The sequence below is a fragment of the Nonomuraea sp. NPDC049607 genome (genome assembly GCF_040675375.1).
Taxonomy (GTDB): domain Bacteria; phylum Actinomycetota; class Actinomycetes; order Streptosporangiales; family Streptosporangiaceae; genus Nonomuraea.
On record NZ_JBFAOV010000003.1, the window covers coordinates 439,424 to 462,888 of the forward strand.

17 protein-coding genes and 1 other RNA gene are annotated in these 23,465 nt (G+C 70.1%); 12 read left to right on the forward strand and 6 right to left on the reverse strand.

The window, feature by feature from the left end; translation table 11 throughout:
• Positions 1–246 precede the first annotated feature (246 nt).
• Entirely contained in the window at positions 247–5,106 is a 4,860-nt protein-coding gene (locus AB0J97_RS09360; RefSeq protein ID WP_364086470.1) for an NAD-glutamate dehydrogenase, read from the forward strand.
• Between the two features lie 19 nt (positions 5,107–5,125).
• On the opposite strand, the gene AB0J97_RS09365 is transcribed toward AB0J97_RS09360, so the two are convergent.
• Positions 5,126–6,157, reverse strand: a complete 1,032-nt coding sequence (locus AB0J97_RS09365; protein WP_364086472.1) for a hypothetical protein — start codon at positions 6,155–6,157, stop codon at positions 5,126–5,128.
• 47 nt (positions 6,158–6,204) lie between these two features.
• Here AB0J97_RS09365 and prfB point away from each other — a divergent pair, with 47 nt between their 5' ends.
• The 6 genes from prfB (at position 6,205) to ssrA (ending at position 12,380) form a co-directional block, all read left to right on the forward strand.
• Positions 6,205–7,320: a peptide chain release factor 2 gene (gene prfB, locus AB0J97_RS09370; RefSeq protein ID WP_357702985.1), complete on the forward strand. Its 1,116-nt coding sequence runs from the start codon at positions 6,205–6,207 to the stop codon at positions 7,318–7,320.
• A 378-nt stretch (positions 7,321–7,698) separates the two neighbouring features.
• Positions 7,699–8,388, forward strand: a complete 690-nt coding sequence (gene ftsE / locus AB0J97_RS09375) for a cell division ATP-binding protein FtsE (protein WP_020541427.1) — start codon at positions 7,699–7,701, stop codon at positions 8,386–8,388.
• A gap of 20 nt (positions 8,389–8,408) precedes the next feature.
• Complete coding sequence (gene ftsX / locus AB0J97_RS09380) at positions 8,409–9,317, forward strand: permease-like cell division protein FtsX (RefSeq protein WP_364086475.1); 909 nt, start codon at positions 8,409–8,411, stop codon at positions 9,315–9,317.
• 23 nt (positions 9,318–9,340) lie between these two features.
• Entirely contained in the window at positions 9,341–9,808 is a 468-nt protein-coding gene (smpB, locus tag AB0J97_RS09385) for an SsrA-binding protein SmpB (RefSeq protein WP_357702981.1), read from the forward strand.
• 20 nt (positions 9,809–9,828) lie between these two features.
• Positions 9,829–11,694 (forward strand): penicillin-binding transpeptidase domain-containing protein, encoded by a 1,866-nt coding sequence (locus tag AB0J97_RS09390; protein ID WP_364086478.1) that lies wholly within the window; start codon positions 9,829–9,831, stop codon positions 11,692–11,694.
• Positions 11,695–11,995: 301 nt separating this feature from the next.
• Positions 11,996–12,380: a transfer-messenger RNA gene (ssrA, locus tag AB0J97_RS09395) on the forward strand.
• Positions 12,381–12,457: 77 nt separating this feature from the next.
• On the opposite strand, the gene AB0J97_RS09400 is transcribed toward ssrA, so the two are convergent.
• The 3 genes from AB0J97_RS09400 to AB0J97_RS09410 all read right to left on the reverse strand — a co-directional run bounded on the left by AB0J97_RS09400 (position 12,458) and on the right by AB0J97_RS09410 (position 14,796).
• Positions 12,458–13,828 (reverse strand): hypothetical protein, encoded by a 1,371-nt coding sequence (locus AB0J97_RS09400; RefSeq protein ID WP_364086480.1) that lies wholly within the window; start codon positions 13,826–13,828, stop codon positions 12,458–12,460.
• A gap of 71 nt (positions 13,829–13,899) precedes the next feature.
• Positions 13,900–14,355, reverse strand: coding sequence for an SRPBCC family protein (locus tag AB0J97_RS09405; protein ID WP_364086482.1), 456 nt, complete (start codon positions 14,353–14,355; stop codon positions 13,900–13,902).
• 36 nt (positions 14,356–14,391) lie between these two features.
• Positions 14,392–14,796: a hypothetical protein gene (locus AB0J97_RS09410; protein WP_364086484.1), complete on the reverse strand. Its 405-nt coding sequence runs from the start codon at positions 14,794–14,796 to the stop codon at positions 14,392–14,394.
• Between the two features lie 99 nt (positions 14,797–14,895).
• On the opposite strand from AB0J97_RS09410, the gene AB0J97_RS09415 reads away from it, so the two are divergent.
• From AB0J97_RS09415 to AB0J97_RS09425, 3 genes are all read left to right on the forward strand, one after another.
• A complete protein-coding gene (locus AB0J97_RS09415; protein ID WP_357702971.1) occupies positions 14,896–15,864 on the forward strand; it encodes a helix-turn-helix domain-containing protein in 969 nt (322 codons plus the stop codon).
• A gap of 84 nt (positions 15,865–15,948) precedes the next feature.
• On the forward strand, positions 15,949–16,527 hold the full coding sequence (locus AB0J97_RS09420; protein WP_364086487.1) for a hypothetical protein: 579 nt from the start codon (positions 15,949–15,951) through the stop codon (positions 16,525–16,527).
• Positions 16,511–17,056, forward strand: coding sequence for an OmpA family protein (locus tag AB0J97_RS09425; RefSeq protein WP_364086489.1), 546 nt, complete (start codon positions 16,511–16,513; stop codon positions 17,054–17,056). Before AB0J97_RS09420 ends, AB0J97_RS09425 begins: the two co-directional genes overlap by 17 nt.
• Positions 17,057–17,076: 20 nt before the next feature.
• Here AB0J97_RS09425 and AB0J97_RS09430 read toward each other — a convergent pair whose 3' ends face one another.
• A complete protein-coding gene (locus tag AB0J97_RS09430; RefSeq protein WP_364086492.1) occupies positions 17,077–18,156 on the reverse strand; it encodes a trypsin-like peptidase domain-containing protein in 1,080 nt (359 codons plus the stop codon).
• A gap of 19 nt (positions 18,157–18,175) precedes the next feature.
• Positions 18,176–19,606 (reverse strand): AMP-binding protein, encoded by a 1,431-nt coding sequence (locus tag AB0J97_RS09435; RefSeq protein ID WP_364086494.1) that lies wholly within the window; start codon positions 19,604–19,606, stop codon positions 18,176–18,178.
• Positions 19,607–20,289: 683 nt separating this feature from the next.
• Here AB0J97_RS09435 and AB0J97_RS09440 point away from each other — a divergent pair.
• Both AB0J97_RS09440 and AB0J97_RS09445 read left to right on the forward strand, forming a co-directional pair.
• Positions 20,290–21,141 carry a hypothetical protein gene (locus tag AB0J97_RS09440; protein ID WP_364086496.1) on the forward strand — a complete coding sequence of 284 codons (852 nt, stop codon included), beginning with the start codon at positions 20,290–20,292 and terminating at the stop codon, positions 21,139–21,141.
• Between the two features lie 70 nt (positions 21,142–21,211).
• The gene (locus AB0J97_RS09445; RefSeq protein WP_357702959.1) at positions 21,212–23,389 is read left to right on the forward strand and encodes an acyl-CoA dehydrogenase; all 2,178 of its coding nucleotides are present in this window, start codon (positions 21,212–21,214) and stop codon (positions 23,387–23,389) included.
• The last annotated feature ends 76 nt before the right edge of the window (positions 23,390–23,465 follow it).

A 23,465-nucleotide genomic window follows, 5' to 3' on the forward strand; every position in this document is an offset into this window, starting at 1 on the left:
ATCGGTACGGCGAGGCGTACGCCCGGAATCAGGCCGGGTGTTCAGGGGGAGGTGTTCGGTGGGCATCGACGGTGATGCGCCCGTTCCCCCGTATCGGCGGATCCGCACCGGGCCGGGCACGCGTGGCCCGGCCGGTGTCCCCTGTCTCCGCGGACGTACGCGTCTGCACTACTTCCCCTTGCCATGGGAACGAAGAGCCTGGCTATGAACAGCCATGGCAAACCCTCACAAAGGAGTGAGAGCGAAATGCCGCTCGACGAGGCCAAGGATGAGCTGCTGCAAAGAGCCGCGGAGAGTTGCGCGGTCGGCAGCGAGCACATGAGCGCGGAGGAGGCCCTCTCCTTCCTGCGGTTCTACTACCGCCATGTCGCACCCGAGGACCTGCTCGACCGCAACCCCGTCGACGTGTACGGCCCGGCGATGTCCCAGCGACAGCTCGCCGAGGTACGCCCCCAAGGCCGGGCCGTGGTCCGCGCCTACACCCCCACGCTGGAGGAGAACGGCTGGGACCCGGGGCACTCGGTCGTCGAGGTGGTCACCGACGACATGTCGTTCCTCGTCGACTCGGTCACCATGGAGCTCGACCGGCACGACATCGGCGTCCACCTGGTGGTCCACCCCCAGATGCGGGTACGCCGCGACATGACGGGCCGGATGCTCGGCCGCGGCCAGGAGGACGTCACCGGCCAGATGCTGGTCGAGTCCTGGATCCACATCGAGATCGACCGGCAGGCCGACCCCGCGGTGCTCAGGCGCGTCGAGGCCGACCTGCTGCGGGTGCTGGCCGACGTGCGGTACGCGGTCGAGGACTTCAGGAAGATGCGGGCGCTGGCCGTCCAGACGGCCGAAGACCTCAGCATGAACCCGCCGCCGTTGGAGCCCGCCGAGGTCGAGGACAGCCTCGACCTGTTGCGCTGGCTCGCCGACGGGCACTTCACCTTCCTCGGCTACCGCGAGTACCGGCTGGAGCACACCGACCAGGGCGAGATGCTGAAGGCCCTGCCCGGGGCCGCGCTCGGCATCCTGCGCGACGACAAGGTCGGCTCGGACAGCTTCTCCGCGCTGCCCGCGGAGGTGCGCGCCAAGGCCCGCGAGAAGCAGCTCCTGATCATCACCAAGGCCAACAGCCGGGCGACCGTCCACCGGGCGACCTACCTCGACTACATCGGGGTCAAGCTGTTCTCGCCCGAGGGCGAGGTCATCGGGGAGCGCCGCTTCCTCGGCCTGTTCACCCACGTGGCCTACAACGAGTCGATCTCCCGCATCCCGGTGCTGCGGCGCAAACTGGCCGAGGTGCTCAACGCCGCCGGCCACTCGCCCGACAGCCACGACGGCAAGGACCTCATCGAGATCCTGGAGACGTTCCCGCGCGACGAGCTGTTCCAGACCTCGGTCTCCCAGCTCCTGCCGATCGCGCTCGGCGTGCTGCGGCTGCGCGAGCGCAAGCAGGTCAAGCTGTTCCTGCGGCGCGACGACTACGGCCGTTACATCTCCTGCCTGATCTACCTGCCACGCGACCGCTACACCACCAAGGTGCGGCTGAAGATGCAGGAGGTGCTGCTCAAGGCGCTCGGCGGCAGGTCGCTCGACTACAGCGCGATGATCGGCGAGTCCGTGCTGGCCCGGCTGCACGTGGTCGTGCGCGGCGAGCAGCTCCCCGTGCCCAGCGTCGACGTGGAGGAGCTGGAGGCGCGTCTGGCCGCGCTGACCCGCTCCTGGGAGGACGACCTGACCGTCGCGCTCGACGAGATGACCTCCGAGGAGGAGGCCCCCGCGCTGGCCAGGAGGTACGTCTCCGCCTTCCCCGAGGGGTACAAGGCCGACTTCCCGCCCAAGGTCGCCGTGGTCGACCTGCGCCGCCTGGAGCAGCTCGTCGCCGACGGCGAGGAGGTGGCGATCAACCTCTACGAGCCGTACGACGCCACCGAGGGCGAGCGGCGGCTGAAGATCTACAAGGTCGGCTCGCCGATCTCCCTGTCGGAGGCCCTGCCCCTGATCCAGCGGCTCGGCGTCGAGGTCGTGGACGAGCGGCCGTACGAGATCGACCGGGACGGCGACGCGAGCACCAAGAACGCCTGGATCTACGACTTCGGCCTGCGCTACACGCCCTCCGGCGAGGTGGACAGGAACGACTTCAAGCGGCTCTTCCAGGACGGCCTGAGCGCCCTGTGGCAGGGCCGCGTCCAGGCCGACAACTTCAACGCCCTCATCCTGCGGGCGGGCCTGACCTGGGAACAGGTCGAGATCCTGCGCGTCTACGCCAAGTACCTGCGGCAGGCCGGCAGCACGTTCTCGCAGCTCTACATGGAACGCGTGCTGCTGGGCAACGTGCGGCTGGCCCGGCTGCTGGTCCGCCTGTTCGAGGCCAAGCTCGACCCCAAGCGCGGCGACGACGTGCGGGTCGACCTCGTGGAGGCGCTCAACGAGGAGATCCTGGGCGCCCTCGACGAGGTGGCCTCCCTCGACGAGGACCGCATCCTGCGGGCCTACCTGGAGATGATCCAGGCGACCCTGCGCACCAACTACTTCCAGACGGTCGACGGGCAGCGCAAGCCGTACATCTCGCTCAAGGTCGACCCGCAGGCGATCAGCGTGCTGCCGCTGCCCCGGCCGAAGTACGAGATCTTCGTGTACTCGCCCCGCGTCGAGGGCGTGCACCTGCGGTTCGGGAAGGTCGCCCGCGGCGGCCTGCGCTGGTCCGACCGCATGGAGGACTTCAGGACCGAGATCCTCGGCCTGGTCAAGGCCCAGATGGTGAAGAACACCGTCATCGTGCCCACCGGGTCCAAGGGCGGGTTCGTGGTGAAGCAGCCGCCCGCGTCCGGCACCCGCGAGGACATGCTGGCCGAGGGCGTGGCCTGCTACCGGACGTTCATCTCCGGCCTGCTCGACGTCACCGACAACCTGGTGGACGGCAAGGTCGTGCCGCCGGCCGACGTGGTCAGGCACGACGGCGACGACACCTACCTCGTCGTGGCCGCCGACAAGGGCACCGCGACCTTCTCCGACATCGCCAACAGCGTGGCCAAGGAGTACGGCTTCTGGCTCGGTGACGCCTTCGCCTCCGGCGGCTCGGTCGGCTACGACCACAAGGCCATGGGCATCACCGCCCGCGGCGCCTGGGAGTCGGTCAAGTACCACTTCCGCACGATGGGCGTGGACGTGCAGACCACCGACTTCACCGTGGCCGGCATCGGCGACATGTCCGGCGACGTGTTCGGCAACGGCATGCTGCTCTCCCAGCACATCCGGCTGGTGGCCGCCTTCGACCACCGGCACGTCTTCATCGACCCGACGCCCGACGCGGCCCGGTCGTTCGCCGAGCGGCAACGCCTGTTCGACCTGCCGCGCAGCTCCTGGGACGACTACGACGCCTCGCTGATCTCGGCGGGCGGCGGCGTGTTCCCGCGTACCGCCAAGTCCATCCAGATCACCCCGCAGATGCGCGAGGCGCTGGGCATCGAGGCGGGCGTCAACGCCCTGGCCCCCAACGACCTGATCAGCGCCATCCTGCGGGCCCCCGTCGACCTGCTGTGGAACGGCGGCATCGGCACGTACGCCAAGGCCGGCTCCGAGTCCAACGCCGACGTCGGCGACAAGGCCAACGACGGGCTCCGGGTGAACGCCGGAGACCTGCGGTGCAAGGTCATCGGCGAGGGCGGCAACCTGGGCTTCACCCAGCTCGCCCGCATCGAGTTCGCGCTGAACGGCGGTCTGGTCAACACCGACTTCATCGACAACTCCGCCGGGGTGGACACCTCCGACCACGAGGTGAACATCAAGATCCTGCTCGACCAGGTCGTGCGCGACGGCGAGCTGACCGACAAGCAGCGCAACCAGGTCTTCTCGTCGATGACCGACGAGGTCGCCGACCTGGTGCTGCGCGACAACCACGCCCAGAACGTGGTGCTCGACGCGACCCGCGCCCAGGCGGTCGACATGCTCCACATCCACGCCCGTTACCTGCGCAAGCTCGAACGGGACGGGCTGGTCAACCGGGAGCTGGAGTTCCTGCCCTCGGACAAGACGCTGGCCGAGCGGCGGCAGGCCAGGCTCGGGCTGACCGCGCCGGAGTTCTCGGTCCTGCTGGCCTACACCAAGCTGGTGGCCGACGCCGAGGTGCTGGGGTCCGAGCTGCCCGACGACCCGTACCTGGCGTCGTGCCTGGTGTCGTACTTCCCGTCGGACCTGCGCGAGCGGTTCCGCACGTACATGGACGCGCATCCGCTGCGCCGCGAGATCATCACGACCTGCGTGGTGAACGAGCTGGTCAACTCCATGGGCACCACGTTCATGTTCCGCTTCGGCGAGGAGACCGGGGCCTCCACGTCGGACATCGTGCGGGCGTACCTGGTGGCGCGTGAGGTCTTCGACCTGCCGAGCTTCTACCGGGCCGTGGAGGCGCTGGACAACGAGGTGGACACCGCCACCCAGGTCGCCATGCTGCTGGAGGGCCGCAAGCTGCTGGAGCGCGGCACCCGCTGGCTGCTGGTCAACCGGCGTCCGCCGCTCGACCTGGCCGGGTCGGTCGCCTTCTTCCTGAAGGGCGTCAACGGGCTGTCGGCGCACATCCCCAAGCTGCTCACCGGGCCGGATCTGGCCGCGTACGAGGAGCGCCGGGACTCGTTCGTGGCCCGCGGCGTGCCGCAGGAGCTGGCCGAGCGGGTGGCGTCGATGGTGCCCGCGTACTCGACGCTGGACCTGGTCGAGGTGGCGTCGCTGACGGGCCGTCCGGTGAACGAGGTGGCGGAGGTCTACTTCGACCTGGCCGACCGCCTGCAGCTCGCCCGCCTGCGCGAACGCGTCATCGCCCTGCCCAGGGACAACCGGTGGAACTCCATCGCCCGCTCGGCCCTGCGCGACGACCTGTACACCGCGCACGCGTCGCTGACCCGTGACGTGCTGGCCCACAGCAAGCCCGGCCTGCCCCCGGAGGAGCGGCTGGCCGGCTGGACCGAGGCCAACTCGGCCGCCGTGGGACGCGCCCGTCAGACGCTGTCGGAGATCTGGGAGAGCGACCACTTCGACCTGGCGACGCTGTCGGTGGCCCTGCGCGCGATCCGCACGCTGGTGGGCGCCAGCGGCCTGCCGCGCACGGAGGCCTAGGAACCGCCCGAGGGGGCCCTCACTCGCCGCTGGCGCGGGTGAGGGCTCCGTCGTGGGCGATGACGCGGGCGGCGGCCGGGGCCGTCAGCGGCGGCACCGCCGTGGCGTACTGGTGGACCTCGGTGAGCTTGAGGCTGCGGCGCACCGAGGAGCCCGAGATGGCCCAGCTCGCCTCCGGCGGCACCGGGATGATGTAGGTGTTGTTGGCGACCGTGCGGGTCGAGGTGTTGCGCGACAGCGAGTACTGGATCAGCGCGCCGCCGTCGGACGTGCGCAGCGCGTAGACCGGCCAGTTGTCGGCGCTGAAGATCGAGTCGTAGCTGAACCCGTCCTTCTTGGCCTTCTCCCGGTCGGTGGCGATCTGCTTGGCCACCTCGGTCGTGTACTGGCCGTCGGCGAGCAGGCCCGCCGTCACCCCGGCCGCCCCCGTCTCGGCCACGCTGGCGTGCACCGGGCCCATGTACTGGGGGCTGATCGTGACGGTCTTGTCGTCGGGGGTCAGCGCCTTGGCGTAGCCGTCGGAGTCGAGCTCGACCTGCGGCAGCCGCTGCCCTGACAGGAGCTGCGCGGCCGAGCTGAGCTGCCAGTCCTCGCCGCTCTTGGCGAACGTCAGCAGCGTCGGCTGCCCGTTGCGCGTCACCAGCGCGCTGAACCAGGGCGCCCGCTCGCCCTGGGCGAACCTGGGCACGTAGAGGGTCGGCGAGCCCCACGTGTAGCGCGGCGGACGGTCGCCGGTGGACTCGTAGGCGGCCTGGGTGAGCGCGAACTGCCCGTCGCGGACCAGGTCGCTGTCGAGCGCGAGCCGCCCCGGCACGATGCTCTCGACACGCAGCACGTCGTCGGTGGGCAGGATCGCGGCGATCGCCTCCGCGGCCTCCTGACGCGTGACGGCGGGAGGCGGCGCGGACGGCGAGGGCGTGGCCGAGCCCGTGGCAGGCGCCTTCCCCTGCGACACTCCGGAGGACGTTTGAGCAGGGCCTGTGCACGCGGTAGCCGCGGCCAGCACGCCGACGGCGAGCGCCAGCATCTTCCCCCGACGGTATGCGCGCACCTCGCCATGTTATTCGTGCACGCGAGGGTCGCGTACCCTAGGGAGACGTGGCAGGCATCGATCCGGCAGAAGAGATCAACGAGCTCGCGAACACGCTCCGCAGCATCCAGGACGTGCTCGACCTCGACGCGATGCGCAAGCAGATCGAGGAGCTGGAGCAGCAGGTTGCCGCCCCAGACCTGTGGGACGACCCCGAGCAGGCGCAGAAGGTCACCAGCAAGCTCTCCCATCTCCAGGGTGAGCTCAACCGCGTCGAGGGCGTCGCACGCCGTCTCGACGACCTGAAGGTGCTCTACGAGCTCGCGGCGGAGGAAGGCGACGACGACACGCGCGTCGAGGCCGACAAGGAGCTGGAGTCCCTCAAGTCCGACATCGGCGCCCTTGAGGTACGCACGCTCCTGTCGGGCGAGTACGACGCCCGCGAGGCGCTCGTCACCATCAACTCCCAGGCCGGTGGCGTCGACGCGGCCGACTGGGCCGAGATGCTGCTGCGCATGTACCTGCGGTGGGCCGAGCGCAAGGGCTACTCCACCGAGGTCTACGACACCTCCTACGCGGAGGAGGCCGGCATCAAGTCGGCCACGTTCACCATCAAGGCCGCCTACGCCTACGGCACGCTGCGCGGCGAGCACGGCACCCACCGGCTGGTCCGCATCAGCCCGTTCGACAACCAGGGCCGCCGCCAGACCTCGTTCGCGGGCGTCGACATCGTGCCGGTCGTCGAGCAGACCGACCACATCGACATCAACGAAGACGACCTGCGCATCGACGTCTACCGTTCGTCGGGCCCCGGCGGCCAGGGCGTCAACACCACCGACTCGGCGGTGCGCATCACGCACATCCCGACCAACATCGTGGTCTCCTGCCAGAACGAGCGCTCCCAGCTCCAGAACCGCGCCTCGGCCATGAACGTGCTCCAGGCCAAGCTGCTGGAGCGCAAGCGGCAGGAGGAAGCGGAGAAGATGTCGGAGCTGCGTGGCGCGACCACCACGTCATGGGGCACGCAGATCCGCAACTACGTGCTGCACCCATACCAGATCGTGAAGGACCTGCGCACGGGCACGGAGGCGGGCAACCCGACGGCGGTGCTCGACGGCGACCTCGACGGGTTCATCGAGTCGGAGATCCGCTGGATGCGCAGGCAGGAGTCAGGCACCGACTAGGTGCCTGAGCACCAGCGTCGCGAAGAGCAGGACGAGGAGCAGGACGGCGACGAGGGCGGGTGACAATCCGGCGAAGCCGTGGTTGTGCATCCGCTCCCTGTTGGCTCGGCAGAGGGGGCAGCGGCCCTCGATCACGGGGTGGGCGCACTGCGCGCATACGAGGTGTTCGCAACTCATGACAGCCCCAAGTGTAGCCGCACAATCGTTTTGTTTCCGTTATGGACGTTCCATGCCAGTCTTCCCCCTAGACTGTCGTCTGGCCAATCGGAACGTCGATCATCAGTAAAGACGGCGTCCCCGATCGGCCGGCGGCGGGAATGGGCATGTGCCACCCTCGCTTCCGTCCTGACCCCTAGACTGGCATGCCGTGATGCTCTCGTGATCCATTTCGATAATGTCACCAAGGTCTACGCGAACCAGAACCGGCCCGCTCTCGACCACGTCTCCGTCGACGTGGACAAGGGTGAGTTCGTGTTCCTCGTCGGCCCTTCGGGGTCAGGCAAGTCCACGTTCCTGCGTCTGGTCCTGAAGGAGGAGCGGCCCAATTCCGGGGCGATTCACGTCGCCGGCAAGGACCTGGCCCGCCTCTCCAACTTCAAGGTGCCTCACCTGCGCCGCCGTATCGGCTGCGTCTTCCAGGACTTCAGGTTGCTCCCGAACAAGAACGTCTACGAGAACGTGGCGTTCGCCCTAGAGGTGATCGGCAAGCCCAGGCGGTTCATCCGCAAGGTCGTCCCCGAGGTCATCGAGCTGGTCGGCCTGGAGGGCAAGGCGCACCGCATGCCCGACGAGCTGTCCGGCGGCGAGCAGCAGCGTGTCGCCATGGCCCGCGCGTTCGTCAACCGGCCGATGATCCTGCTGGCCGACGAGCCCACGGGCAACATCGACCCCGCGACGAGCATCGGCATCATGAAGGTGCTCGACCGCATCAACCGGACTGGCACCACGGTCGTCATGGCCACGCACGACGCGGCCATCGTGGACTCCATGCGCAAACGCGTCGTCGAGCTGGAAGACGGGAAAATCGTCCGTGACCAGTCGCGTGGCGTTTACGGCCAGGCGTACTGACAGGGAGCGGCAGACAGAACATGCGGGCGAACTTCATCTTCTCCGAGGTCTGGATCGGCCTCCGTCGCAACCTGACCATGACGATCGCGGTCGTCATCACCGTGGCCGTCGGCATGGCGATGTTGGGCGTCGGCTTGTTGATCAACACCCAGGTCTCCATGCTCAAGACCTTCTGGTACGACAAGGTGGAGATCTCGGTCTTCCTGTGCACCAAGGGCTCCGCGATCCCTGCATGCAACGGCAAGGCGGTCACCCCGGCCCAGACCAAGGCACTGGAAGCCCGCCTGAAGGGCCTCCAGGGGGTCAAGGAGGTCTTCTACGAGGACCAGACCACGGCGTACGACAACTTCAAGACGGCCTACCAGGGCAGCCCGACGCTCGTCGAGGCCACCCGGGTCGAGGACATGCCGCAGTCGTTCCGCGTGAAGCTGGTCGACCCCGACAACTACCAGCCGGTGGTCCAGGCCGTGAAGGGCCAGCCGGGCGTGTCCCAGGTGATGGACCACAAGCAGCTCATCAACAAGTTCTTCGACATGCTCGACAAGCTGTCCTTCTACGCGCTGGCCGTCGCCATCATCCTGGTGCTGGCCGCGGCGCTGCTGATCGGCAACACCGTCCGGCTGTCGGCGTTCAACCGGCGCCGGGAGACCGGGATCATGCGCCTGGTGGGCGCGTCCAACCTGTACATCCAGCTCCCGTTCGTCATGGAAGGCGTGATCGCCGGCCTGATCGGCGGCGTCTTCGCGGCGATCATCCTGATCGTGACCAAGGTCCTCCTCTTCGAGGAGATCGCGGGCTACTTCGGCAGCGGCATGGCCCAGCTCGGCTGGGACTCGGTGGCCCAGACCATCACGGTCACCATGGGCATCGGCGTCGTGATCTGTGTGCTGGCCTCGTTCGTGACGCTCCGCCGATACCTCAGGGTGTGAGGAATCGCCGGTAAGGTCGAAGCATGCCACGTGAGACCGGGCGGAAGGTCATCGCCCAGAACAAGCGGGCCCGGCACGACTACCACCTTGAGGACACCTTCGAGGCGGGGCTCGTGCTCCAGGGCACGGAGGTGAAGTCGCTCCGCGAGGGCCGCGCCTCGCTCGTCGACGGCTACGCCAGCATCGACGACGGCGAAGCGTGGCTGCTCAACGTGCACATTCCCGAGTACACGCAGGGCACGTGGACCAACCACGCCGCCCGCCGCAAGCGCAAGCTGCTGCTGCACCGCAAGGAGATCGAGAAGCTGGCCGCCATCACCAAGGAGGGCGGCCTCACGATCGTCCCCACGGTCCTGTACTTCCAGGACGGCCGGGCCAAGGTCGAGATCGCCGTGGCGCGCGGCAAGAAGGACTGGGACAAGCGGCAGTCGCTGGCCGAGCAGCAGGCCAAGCGGGAGATGGCGCGGGCCCTGCGGCACCGCAACCGATGAGAGCGGCGGCACTCTAACCGATGACACGCGCGCGCCGCACCCTTGCCGCGACCGTCACGCTGGCGGTCGCGAGCATGACGCTGACCGGCTGCTTCGAGGAGTCCTCGCCGCACGACGCGGTGCGTGACTTCCTCGTGGGCTGGCAGTCCGAGGACTACGCCCTGGCCGCGGGCCGCACCGACGGCGACCCGGCCACGGTGGGCAAGGCCCTGGCCAACGCCAAGCTGGAGCTCGACGCGGCCTCGTTCCGCTTCAGGATCAAGAGCGTGAGCGTGACCGGCGAGGAGTCCAAGGCCGACTTCCGCGCCGAGGTCGACCTGGGGGAGAACACCCCCCTCTGGGAGTACGACGGCTCGCTGCCGCTGCACCTGGTCGACGGCCGATGGAAGGTGCGCTGGTCGCCGTCGGTGCTGCATCCGCAGCTCAAGGAGGGCCAGCGGTTCGCGGTCGAGACCAACCCCAAGCCGCGCCAGCCGGTGGTCGACCGCTCCGACGACCCCCTGCAGAACGAGCTCTACGTCTACGTGGTGGGCGTGGTGCCGTCCGCGCTGGGCGACCGGGCCGAGGACGTCGTGGCCAAGCTGTCGGCCATCACCGGCTACGCCCAGGACCGGCTGCTGAGCCGGATCAGGTCCTCGCCGCCCGACAAGTTCGTGCCGCTGGTCACGTTCGGGCGCTCGCGGTACCTGTCGATGAAGTCCAAGCTGGCCGGCATCGCCGGCATCGAGACCGACCCGCAGCCGCAGCCCATCGACCCCGCCGCGCCCAAGCAGATCGTCGGCAAGGTCAGCGCGCTCACCCCCGAGGACGAGCAGAAGCTCGGCGGGCCGCAGCGGGCCGGCGACTCGGTCGGTCAGAGCGGCCTGCAGCAGGCGTACCAGGACTATCTGACCGGTTCCACCGAGACCAAGGTGATCACCCTCGATCTCAAGACCGGCAAGCAGGTGGCCAAGCTGCGCGAGTGGCCGGGCCGCCAGAACGTCTCGGTCAAGACCACGATCGACAGCCACGTCCAGGCCGCGGCCGAGCGGGCGGTGGCCGAGACGGCCACGAGCGCGCTGGTGGCCGTGCAGCGCGACACCGGCGAGATCCTCGCGGTCGGCACCAGCGGGCTCAACCAGGAGAAGGACGCGCTGGCGGGCAGGTTCCCCGCGGGCACGGCCTTCTCGATCGTGGCGGCCGACGCGCTGATCAAGGGCGGCGTCAGCCCCAAGCAGCGGCTGGCCTGCCCGGCCGAGCGCACGGTCGGCGGCGCCAAGTTCGTGCACACCAGCCAGGCCGCCGGGGTCACCTCGTCGGCCACGTTCCAGGACAACTTCGCCAAGGGCTGCGTGACCGCGCTGGCCTCGCTGGCGCGCCGGGCCACCGCGGGTGGCCTGGCCACGAGCGCCAAGGCGTTCGGCATCGGGCTGCCGTGGCAGCTCCCGCTGAAGTCGTTCAGCGGGGCGATGCCCGAGCTGTCCAGCGACGCCGACAAGGCCAGGGCCATCGCGGGCCAGAACGTCGAGGTCAGCCCGCTGTCGATGGCACTCGTCGCGGCGGCGGTGGGTTCGGGCACCTGGCGGCCGCCGGTGCTCGTGACCGCCCCCAAGTCGCCCGATCCGGCCGCGGAGGTCGTCCCCGACCGGCAGCCGCCCCCCGTCGCGATGGATCCGAAGGTGCGCACGGCGCTGACCGCGATGATGCGTGCCGGCGCGGTCGGCAGCCCCGCGCAGGCGGGCCGGGGCCGGGTCTACGGCGTCCGCGCCACGGCGGGCAGCCAGGACAAGCCCATGACGTGGTTCGTCGGCTGGCAGGGGGACGTGGCGATCGCCGTCCTGGCCAAGAACTACGACGCGGCGGCCGTCGCGGGCAGCTTCTTCTCGGGCCTTCGCGACCCTGCGTGAAAATTCGTGACGGTGAGCAACCTTTCCGGACGTCGGCTGCGTCTTACTGAATGACTGGGCCCGCTCGGGGGGTTGCGGACTCAGTCGCCGTGATGAGATCAGGACTTCATCTCGGGGGAAGTCCTGCCGTCCGGACCGGCTCGACCCTGCCGGTCGGCCCCCGGGAGCGCGTGCTGCTGTGCCACGCTCCCGGGGGTTTCGCCATGCTGGAATTAAGTTGGCGTTGAGGGTGTTGTCCCCTGTAGATTCAGTGTTGCTCGTCTCTGTGTGATCAGCATTGAGGCGTGTTGACAACTGCACAGGGGGTGACTGGCTTCGACTTCGATCTTGCAAGCCAGGTGAAGCGGGCCGAGGACTGCGGACATAACCTCGTTAATCCTGTGACCGCAAAACAATAAGTGCCAATTCCAAGCGCACTGAGGTCGGCCAGGGTTCCCTGGCCCTCGCTGCCTAAGTAGCGAAACCTCTGTCAGCCCGGGAGCGCCTTCGGCCCGGTGTCTGGCATCGTGAGAAGGCTCAACCGATCGACCCGGCCACGGGGGAGATCGGGAAATCAAACAGTGGCTGAGCCCGTCGGCGACTCGCCTGTGTGATCGCCGGGGCTGAGAAAAGCACAACAGGCTGCGCCCGGAGAAGCCCTGACTTGGGGTTGAAGGACGCGGGTTCGATTCCCGCCACCTCCACGTGACCAGAACGCCTCCGACCTGCCGAGATCTCGGCGGGTCGGAGGCGTTCTGCTGTCCGGGGTGTGTTGTTGTGCTGCCTAGAGCGTGCGCAGCCATTGGCGGAAGCGGTCCAGGCCTGCGCTCGGCGTCGGTGACGGCAGGGTGCGGAGCAGCTCGTCGTCGGTGGCCGGGCGGGCGTCGAGGGCCGCCTGGCGCAGCAGCTTCGCGTCCACCCGCAGGCCGCCGAGCACCTGGACGGTCACCGTGTCGCGGCGCATCGCGTAGCCATGGGTGTCCTCTTTGCGGACGTACGTGAGGCCGGGGCCGGCGGTGGTGCACTTCTTGGCGAGGAAGCAGACGTCGTCACCGTCGACGTAGCTCGCGTACATCGTGATGCGGACGGTCTGCGCGCCGTTGCCGGTGTGGTCGGCGGGCGTGTAGATCAGGCCCGTCGGGATGCCCGTGAGCTGTGGGGTGTATCCCGGGATCTTCGCCGCGTAGTAGTCGCCGGTCTGCTCCTGGTCGCCCAGCTCGCGGGCGGTGGCCGGGCGCAGGGTCCGGGCGGCCGACCGGAGCAGGGCGTGGCCGACGGCCGCGCTCCCCACCACCGCGACGTACCGGCGCCCCACCCGCACCTGGTAGCCGTGTTCCACCGGGCCTTGCCGGTAGACCAGGCCGCCGGGCTCGGCCGTGCACGACTCGACCGGCAGATGGGCGTCCAGCGCAGTGGGTTGTCCGCATCTGTCCTCGCCCACCATGAGCCGGTCGTACGCGGCGATCGTGATGTACCGGTCGGGCGGGACGGAGGCCGGGTCCGCGGGCATGAAGCCGGAGGCGCCCAGCCCGTCGCCGTAGGCGTTGCCGTCGGGGCGGTAGCCGGGGATGGCGACCACGTACGCGGTCTTGCGGGAGAGGTTGCCGGCACTCAGCCGCGTCTCCAGGTCGTCCGGCGCGTCCTGGCGCAGCACGGCCACACCGGCCGCCAGGAGGGCCAGGATCAGCCCGAGTGCGACCGCCCGGTAGCGCCACCCGCGGACGAACACCCCGGCCACCAGGGCGTGCGGGACCCCGCCGAGCAGGAACGTCAGCAGCGCGTCGCGGCTCACGCCGAGGCCGGCGATGTCGGTCACCCTCCAGCCGAGTAGCCATCCGGCGGTCCCCAGGCCCAGGACCAGCAGCGCCCACAGCAGCCGGCCGCCGAGGGGGGTGCCGAGGACCGACACGTCACGGGTGGCCTTGATCACGAAGACCAGGTAGCCGAGGATGGCCGCCACGGCCAGTGCCGCGGCGACGAGGGGCACGGTCTCGTTGACGGCGAACAGCAGGATCATCAGGACCATCCCCGCCGCCGGCAGGATGAGCGATCCCACCGTCCAGGCCGCGGCGAGATGGGCCAGGACCCGCACCGGCTTCGGCACGGTCGGCCCGGTAGCCCCGGGCGGTCGGTCGTTCTCGGTCTCCGCGCGCACGCCGCTCTCCGTTCTTCGCGTCAGCCAATGTGTTGGATGAACGCCGGGCGGCGGGGGTTCGGCGGGCCGGGTCAACGTTCGAGGGTGGTCTTGAGGTGGCGGTTGCGAACGTTGATGAGGTGGGTCATGTGGCGGCGGAGGACCAACCGGTCGATCAGGCGGCCCAGGAGACCGGCGGGGGCGGAGAGGTCCACGATGTCGGTCATGAGGGTGGCGCCCGCATGCGGGGCCGCGTCGAAGCGGTGTTCGTGGCGCCAGTGGCGGAACGGGCCGGACACCTGCTCGTCCACGAAGTACGCGGGCCGCTCCCACGCGCTGATCGTCGAGGTCATCCGCCAGGTGAGCCCGAAGTGCCTGGCCTGCCAGGTGACCTCGTCGCCGAGGCCGAGCAGGCCCGTGGTGACGCCCGCGACGGCGCGTTCGGACGAGCCGGCCATGGACGAGGTATGGGTCTCGACCGACAGTGACGCGTCGAAGAGCACGTCAGGGGGAGCGAAGACCAGGGTCACGGTCTCGAAACGCGACATAGCGGCATTTTAGAGACCTTGGTGGAGGTCGTCGGGTCAGTGGGCGCAGCCGGTGTACTCGTCGAGGCGGCGGAGCATGGCGGCCAGCATGAGCGGGAACATCGCGACGTGCGCGACGACCATCAGGACGCCGCCGTCGATGACGCCGAGCCACAGCAGCGGATACAGCGGCACGACCGGGACGAACATCGCCGCGCACATCTCCAGCGTCGGCGGCCAGCGGTGGCCGCGGAAGCGCATCCACGCGGCCATGCCCACCGACATGTCGACGGCCATGATCAGGTACGCGAGCTCCGGCGACTCCTCGTGGGAGACGGACAGGCCGACGGCCGACTGGAGGGCGCCGAGCACGAACATGCCGGCGAACATGGCGAGGATCATCTCCACGTAGTGGAGGGCGAACTTCGACCAGCGACGTCCGGTGATGGAAGGCGGTGTCATGCTTCCGACTGTGGCCGGGCGGGGGCGACATAAGGGAAGGGCAAGGTGGTACATGTCCGGAAAGTTGGGTTGTCTGTCTGCCCTACTACAGTCGTGCCCATGGAGTACCGGCGGGTCGTGGTCGTCGCCTACGAGGCGGCCGAGCTGCTCGACATCGCGTGCGTCACCTCGACGCTGGAGAACGCCAACTGGCACGGAGCCTCACCGTACTACCAGGTGCGGATGGCCACTCCCGGAGGCCATCCCGTCACCACCGCCAGCGCGCTGGTGCTCCAGGGCCAGCTCACGCTTGAGCGGATCACCGGGCCGCTCGACACGCTCATCGTCTCCGGCGGCACCGGCCACCTGGACGCCGCCGAGAACCCGCTGGTCGTCGGCCACGTCCGCAGGCTGGCGCGGGAGAGCAGGCGGGTCGCCTCGGTGTGCACCGGCGCGTACGTGCTGGCCGCCGCGGGGCTGCTCGACGGCAGGCGCGCCACCACCCACTGGCGGGAGGCGGCCGACCTGGCGGCCCGCCATCCGCGCGTCACCGTGGATCCCGCCCCGATCTACGTCCGCGACGGCGAGGTGGCCACGTCCGCCGGGGTCACCGCCGCGCTCGACCTCACGCTTGCCTTGGTCGAGGAGGACAACGGCGCCGAGCTGTCCAGGACGGTGGCCCGCGGCATGGTCACCTACCTGCAACGGCCGGGCAACCAGGCGCAGATGAGCATGTTCGTCAGCCCTCCGGCGCCGGCCGACAGCCTGGTCAGGCGGACCGTCGAGCACATCTCCGCCAACCTGGCCGCCGACCTCACCGCGGCCACGCTGGCCGCCGCGGCGGGCGTCAGCGAACGCCACCTGACCCGGCTGTTCCTCAGGCATCTGAAGCAGACGCCGGGCAGGTTCGTGCGGCAGGCCCGTACCGAGGGGGCGGCGCACCTGCTGGTCTCGACCTCGCTGCCCATGTCCGCGATCGCCGTACGCTGCGGTTTCGGTACGGCCGAGACGTTGCGCCAGGCGTTCGTGGACCGGTACGGCATTCCGCCGTCCCGGTATCGGCTGACTCAGTCGTCCGCGACCGGTTGATTGCCTTTTGTCCGGCCCGAAAGGAGTAATTCGGGCTAGTGTGACTGACTTGGGCATTTTCCCGAGCATGAAGGTGATCATCAGATGCGAAAGACGATCGCGCTGACCGGGGCGGCCGTCGTCCTGTCGGGGTGCGGCATGCTGCCCGGCGCGCAGTCGCGGACGGCCGCGCAGGAGACGGCGGCGACCACCGCTCCCGCCGCCACCACCTCCTCTGCCTCACCGCCGCAGAGCGCGCCGCCGCAGCAGGACGAGGTCATCGCCACCCGCGAGGCCAAGGTCGGCTCGGGCGGCCAGCACGGCAAGGCCCGCGTCGACATCACCGCGCTCAAGCGCCAGGGCAGGACCGTCACACTCAACTGGACGATCACCGCCACCGAAGGCAAGGTCAACGTGCACAACGGCCTCGGCACCGGCACGCTCGACTACACGGTCGCCAACGTCTCCCTGATCGACCCGGCGAACGCCAAGCGCTACCGCGTCGCCCGCAACGGCACCGGCCCGGACGCCACGTGCGTGTGCTCCGGCACCCAGGGCCAGTTCCTGGAGAGCGGGCAGGCCAGCACGCTCTACGCGGTCTTCGCCGCGCCGCCGCCGGAGGTCACCAAGGTCAACGTCGAGATGCCGATGCTGGGCGTGCTCACCGATGTTCCGCTCTCTTAGCCTCGCGCTGGCCCTCGTCCTGACGCCGGCGCCGTCCCCGGTCCAGGTCCCGCCCGACGCCATCGGCCCGGTCGAGGACCTGGTGCTGCCGGTCGAGGACATCGTCGGCGAGGTCGAGTCCATGGACGGCGCCGAGAGCGAGACCAAGCAGGGCCGCCAGGTGACGGTCGCGCTCACCAGCGACGTGCTGTTCGCGCTGGACAAGTGGCGGCTCACACCCAAGGCCAGGAAGCGGCTGGTGGACGTGGCCGCCAAGGTCGAGGCGGAGGGCGCGGGCGGCGTCGTCAGGATCGGCGGGCACACCGACGACCAGGGGAGCGACGCGTACAACCTGGTGTTGTCGCGGCGGCGCGCGCAGGCCGTGCGCGCGGCCCTCGCGCCGCTGCTCGGCGGAGGGAACGTCACCCTCCAGGCCGCCGGCTACGGCGAGACGCGGCCCAAGCTGCCCAACCTGGTCGAGGGCAGGCCGGTGGAACGGAACCGGGCGAAGAACCGCCGCGTGGAGATCGTCTTCACGGCCAAACAGTGACGGGCGCGGTCGGGCGGGTGTCACTCGGCCTTGAGTTCGCCGAGCGTCACCGTGACGGTCTGGGTGCCGCCGTTGGCGCGCAGGATCTCCACCTTGACCTGGTCGCCGGGTTTGTAGGCGCTGACCTCCTCCGCCAGCGCGGCCATGGTCGCGGTCTTCTTGCCGTTGATCGAGAGGATCACGTCGCCGGACCGGATCCCGGCCTTCTCCGCGCCGCCGCCCTTCTCCACGCTGGCCACGCCCACGCCGCTCGGCTGCCCGGTGGCGCCGATGACCGTGCTGCCGCGGATGCCGAGCGCGGCCCGGTGGCTGTTGGTGACCTTGCCGCTCTTGACGATCTGGGCCGCGATGTCGGTGGCCGTGTTGCTCGGGATCGCGAACCCGATGCCGGGTGCGGCCCCGCCGCCGAGCTGGGGGTCGGTGGCGGCGAGCGTCGGGATGCCGATGACCTCGCCGGCCAGGTTCACCAGCGCGCCGCCGCTGTTGCCGGGGTTGATCGCGGCGGAGGTCTGGATCGCGCCGCTGATGGTGGCTCCCGGCGATTCGGGGTTCTGGGGCTCGCTGACGGTACGGCCGAGCGCCGAGACGATGCCGTTCGTGACGCTGCCCGACAGGCCCAGCGGGTTGCCCATGGCCAGGACGATCTGGCCGACCCGCAGCTTGCTAGAGTCGCCGAACCTGGCCGGACGCAGGCCGTCGGGCTGCTCCACCTTGATCACGGCCAGGTCGCCGGCGCCGAACGCCTTGACCAGCTTGGCCGGGCGGGGTGCGCCGCCGGTGGCGATCGTGACGTTCATCTCGGTCGCCTCGCCGACCACGTGCGCGTTCGTGACGATGTGACCCGCCGTGTCGTACACGATGCCGGAGCCGAGGCCCACCTTGGTGTTGATCTGCACGATCGACGGCAGGACGTCCGTGATGACCCGTTCGTACGCGCTCTCCAGCGACTCCGGCCCGCTCCCCGGCGCCGCTGCCGAGGTGGGCGACGGCGAGCCCGGCATGGTCGTGGCCGGCGAGACCGTGGACGTCGAGGTGGACGAGGACGGCCCGCAGGCGGTGAGCAGTGCGACGGCGGCCAGCCCCGCCACGATCTCCCTCATGGGGAGGTCTCTGCCCAGCTCAGCAGGAAAGATACGCCTCCCGGACGTCGCGTCTGCTCAGCTTGCCGGTCGGGGTGCGCGGCAGCGACTCCCGGTACTCGATCACCCGGGGGTGCTTCAACCGGGCCAGCCGGGGCGCGCAGTGCCGCAGCAGTTCGGCGGTCAGCGCCTCGCCGCCCGCCACGCCCGGTGCGGGCTGGACCAGCGCCACGACCTTGTGCCCCCACTCGGGATCGGGCACGCCGATCACCGCGACGTCGGCGACCGACGGGTGTTCGAGCAGCGCGGCCTCGATCTCGGCGGGGTAGATGTTGACGCCGCCCGAGATGATCAGGTCGGTCCTGCGGTCCAGCAGGAACAGGTAGCCGTCGGCGTCGAGGTAGCCGATGTCACCCGGGGTGTAGGCGGCGCCGCGCATGGCCGAGGCGGTCTTGCCGGGGTCGCCGTGGTACTCGAAGCGGTTGATGCCGCCGATGTAGACCGTCCCGGGCTCGCCGGGGGGCATCTCGTCGCCGTCGTCGCCGATGATCGTGAAGGCCATCCCGTCGAGGGCCCTGCCCACCGTGCCCGGCCTCTCCAGCCACTCCCGGGACGACACCATGGTCGCCACCGCCGCCTCCGTCGAGCCGTAGTACTCCCACAGGACGGGGCCGAGCCAGTCGATCATGGCCTGCTTGGTTGCGGGCGGGCAGGGGGCGGCGCCGTGGTAGAGGTGGGTGAGGGAGGACAGGTCGTACCTGTCCCGGTCCGGCACGGCGAGCAGCCGGTGGAACATCGTGGGCACCATGAACGCGTTCGTCACCCGGTGCCGTTCGATCAGCTTCAGCGCCTCGGTCGCGTCGAACCGTTCGGGGGCCACGATCGTGTGGCCGAACTGCAGCGCCATCATCGCCTGGCCGTACGGGGCCGAGTGGTAGAGCTGCGAGCACACCAGGTGCACGCCGTCGGACGGCAGGCCGAAGTGACGCCAGCTCTTGCGCATCAGGATGGGGTAGAGGTCCTCGGGCGTCAGGTCGAGCAGGCGGCGGCGCACGCCCTTGGGACGGCCCGTGGTGCCGGAGGTGTAGAGCATCATCGAGCCGGCCCGGCGGTGCCCGGGGGCGGTGTCCGGCCGGCCGTCGATCAGGTCGGCGACTGTGAGCGCCTCGGGGGAGACGACGACGTCGGCCGCGCAGTCGGCGATGACGTAGTCGATCTCCTCGGCCGTGAAGTGCCAGTTGACCGGCACCAGGTAGGCGCCGATCTGGTAGGTCGCCAGCATCATGGTGAGGGCGTCGAGCCCGTTCTTCAGCACGGTCACCACGGCGCCGCCCGGCCGGACGCCGCGCGCGACCAGGCCGTGGGAGGCGCGGTTGGCGCGGCCCAGCAGTTCGCCGTAGGTCGCTTCCTCGTCGCCTAGCAGGGCGGGACGGTCTGGATCGGCGGCTGCGATCTCGTAGAAACCCCTCATGTTCGCAGACCATACAGAATTAGATTCTGCTGGGGGAATAGAGGAATTATCCTCCTCTGTGGTGACGTAACCTCAAGGCCATGGCGGACGTCGGCGACGAGAGATCAGCACAGGACACCCAACCTTTCCGCAAGGTCGTCGTGCCGCCTGCCGAGCAGACCGTCAAGATCCCGCGTCCGCCTCGGCCGGGGGCGTCCCAGCCGGTCGGGTCCGCTCCGCAGCCGCCGTCCGGCCCCCAGGCTCCCCGCCCCTCCCCTCCCGGCTCCCGGCCCGGCCCGCCGCCCGCCCCGCAGTCCGCTCAGTCGCCCGCACCACCGCCCGCCCCGGCGCCCGCGCTTCCGCCCGCCCCGGCGCCCGCTCGGTCGCCCGCGCATCCGTCTGGTCAGCCGCCGTCGGGGCCGCAGTCGCGCCCGCATCCGGGGCCGCCGTCCGGCCCGCAAGGGCGCCCACCGTCCGGCCCACAGGTGCGCCCGCAGCCTCCCTCCGGGCCGCAGGCTTCCTCCGGTCGGCGGCCTTCCGGCCCGCAGCCTTCTTCCGGTCCGCAGGCGGGCCCGGCCGGTCCGCCGGGTTCCCTCGGCCCGCTCGGCCGCCCGCCGCAGCCGCCGCAAGGCGGGAACCCGCAGCTTCAGGGCGGGAATCCGCAGCTTCAGGGTGGGGGACGGCAGGGGCAGGGGAGGGCGGCGGTGCATCAGCCTGTGCAGGTGTGGCCGCCGGGAGCGCCCGGATCGCCCGAGCCGGGCCCGGGCGGACCTGTGACGCCGGTCGTCACCAAGCCGCACAAGCGCGGCATCGGGGACATCCCCATCCGCGTGGTGTACCTGGCGGGCGCGATCCTCGTCACCGTCGTGGCGGTGCTGCTGGTCTTCGTCGTGTTCTCCGGCGACGTGCCCACGCGCGTCGACTCCACCGGGACGCCGGTCTCCGTCGCCCCCGTACCGGCTGCGACCGCCACCCCGACCGCCTCGCCGACGCCCAGCGAGACGCCGGTCGTCCTCCCGGCGGTGCCCGAGAGCAAGGCGTTCGCCACGTTGCCGGGAAAGGCGTCCGTGGTCAGCGGGATCATCTCCGACCGGACGTCCGGCATCAGCTACCCGCGCCTGGCCGCGCCCTGGGACGCCAAGTCGTTCGCGCCGTTCACCGTCGCCCAGCGCATCGGCAAGGTCGCGGTGCCGCACACCGTGATCGCCTCGGCCATGTTCCCCGGCGACGCCCCCGAGAAGAAGCCCTCCAAGGACGCCGACTACCGCGAGATGGCCACCCGCGCGGCCCGCTGGACCCTGCGTACGCAGTACCCGGCGGGCGCCACGCTGACCTCCTGGACCGGGTCCAGGAAGGTGCCGGTCGGCAAGGGCTGGTCGCTGGGCTACAAGGTCACGTACGTCTCGGGCGGCAAGACCGAGACCGCCCAGGCCATGGTGACGATCGTCGAGGTCGGCAAGACGAAGCCGGCGATGCTGATGGCCTCGATCCCCGAGAAGAACAAGGCGCGATGGCCTGATTTGAACACACTCGTCCAGCAGGTGAAGCCCCTCTAGGCCAGAAGCATGCTCTAGAATATGGTTCTGGGCATCAGGCGTGGACTTTGACCTGGCTGGAGGATGAGCAATGGCGATCGGATTGAGCGAGGAGCACGAGGCGCTCCGTGACTCGGTGAGCGGCTGGGCCGACCGGAACATCCCCTCGGAGCTGCTGCGATCCGGGTCGGACGGGCGTCCGCCGTTCTGGCCGGGCCTGGCCGAGCAGGGGCTGCTCGGCCTGCACCTGCCCGAGGAGTCCGGCGGCTCGGGCTACGGGCTGCTGGAGGCGGCCGTCGCCGTCGAGGCGCTGGCCGAGAAGCTGGCCCCCGGCCCGTACGTGCCGACCGTGCTGGCGAGTGCGGTCATCCACGCCAGCAAGCGGCACGACCTGCTCGAAGCCCTCGCCGACGGCACGCTGACGGGCGCCGTCGCGCTGTCCGGCTCGCTCACCGGGGCCCGCGCCGACGACGGCTCGCTGGTCGTCTCCGGCACGGCCGACCCGGTGCTCGCCGGCTCGCTGGCCGACGTGCTGGTGCTGCCGGTGACCACGTCCGAGGGCGAGGAGTGGATCGCCGTCGACGCCGCCGCCGTCACCGTCACGCCGGTCGAGTCGCTCGACCTGACCCGTCCGGTGGCCAAGGTGGAGCTGTCGGAGGTGAGCGTGCCCGCCGAGCGGGTGCTCGACGGCGTGGAGAGCCCCGACGTGCTCAACCTGGCCGCGATCCTGCTCGGCGCGGAGGCCGCCGGGCTGGCCTCCTGGTGTGTCACGGCCGCCGCCGCCTACGCCAAGGTACGCGAGCAGTTCGGCCGCCCGATCGGCCAGTTCCAGGGCATCAAGCACAAGATCTCCCGCATGCTCGTCGCCCTTGAGCAGGCCCGCGCCACCGTCTGGGACGCCACCAGGGCCGAGGGCCGCGAGCTTGAGTACGCCGCCGCCGTCGCCGGTGTGATGGCCCCCGACGCGGCCGTCCAGTGCGCCAAGGACGCGATCCAGACGTTCGGCGGCATCGGCTACACCTACGAGCACGACGTGCACCTGTACTACCGGCGCGCCCTCACGCTGCGCGCGCTGCTCGGCTCGTCGGCCGAGTGGGCCGCCTCTGTGACCGCGCTCGCCCTTCAGGGCGTCGGCCGCGAGATGGAGATCGACCTGCCCGAGGGCGCCGAGGAGCTGCGGGAGGGCATCCGCGCCGAGATCGCGGAGATCGCCCGGCTTGAGGGCCAGGAGCAGAAGCGGGCGCTGGCCGGGCGAGGCTTCGTCATGCCTCACCTGCCCAGGCCGTGGGGCCGCGCGGCCAAGCCGCTGGAGCAGGTGCTCATTGCCCAGGAGCTCAAGGCCGCCAAGGTCAGGCTGCCCGCGATGATCATCGGCGCCTGGGTGGTGCCGTCCATCGCCGTGTACGGCACGCCTGAGCAGCAGGAACGTTTCCTGCCCAAGACGCTCGCCGGCGAGATGATCTGGTGCCAGCTCTTCTCCGAGCCGGGCGCCGGGTCCGACCTGGCCTCGCTGCAGATGAAGGCGGAGAAGGTCGAGGGCGGCTGGCGGCTCAACGGCCAGAAGATCTGGACGTCGGTCGCCCACGTGGCCGAATGGGGCATCTGCATCGCCCGCAACTCCTCCGAGGGCACCAAGCACGAGGGCATCACGTACTTCCTGGTGGACATGAAGGCCCCCGGCGTCACGGTCAGGCCGCTCACCGAGATGACCGGCGAGAACCTGTTCAACGAGGTCTTCCTCGACGACGTCTTCGTCCCGGACGACCTGGTCGTGGGCGAGGTCGGCGACGGCTGGAAGGTCGCCCGCAACACGTTGTCCAACGAGCGCGTGTCGCTCTCGTCCGGGTCGGGCGGCACCGGCGCGTCCGTGCCCGACCTGCTCGGGCTGATCGGGCGGCTGGGCCGCGAGCTCACGCCGGCCGAGGAGCAGGAGGTGGCGGGGGTCGTGTGCGAGGGGCACTCGATCAACGCGCTGTCGCTGCGGGTCACGCTCAAGCAGCTCGCCGGGACCGAGCCGGGCGCCGACGCCTCCGTACGGAAGCTGCTGTCCACCTCGCACGCCCAGCACGTCTCCGAGACGGCCGTGAGCCTGCTCGGCGCCAAGGCCGTGGTGGCCGCCGACATGAAGCTCGGCGACGCCGGCTACTGGAACCGGGCGGTGCTCGCGACCAGGGCCATGACCATCTACGGCGGCACCACCGAGGTGCAGCTCAACATCATCGGCGAGCGCATGCTCGGCCTGCCCCGGGACCCCGAGCCGGGCAAGTAACACATGTGAGGTTTCGGCGGCTACTCTCCCTTGTGCCCGGACTGCCCGTCCCGGCGCGAGGGAGAGGCGGTGTCAC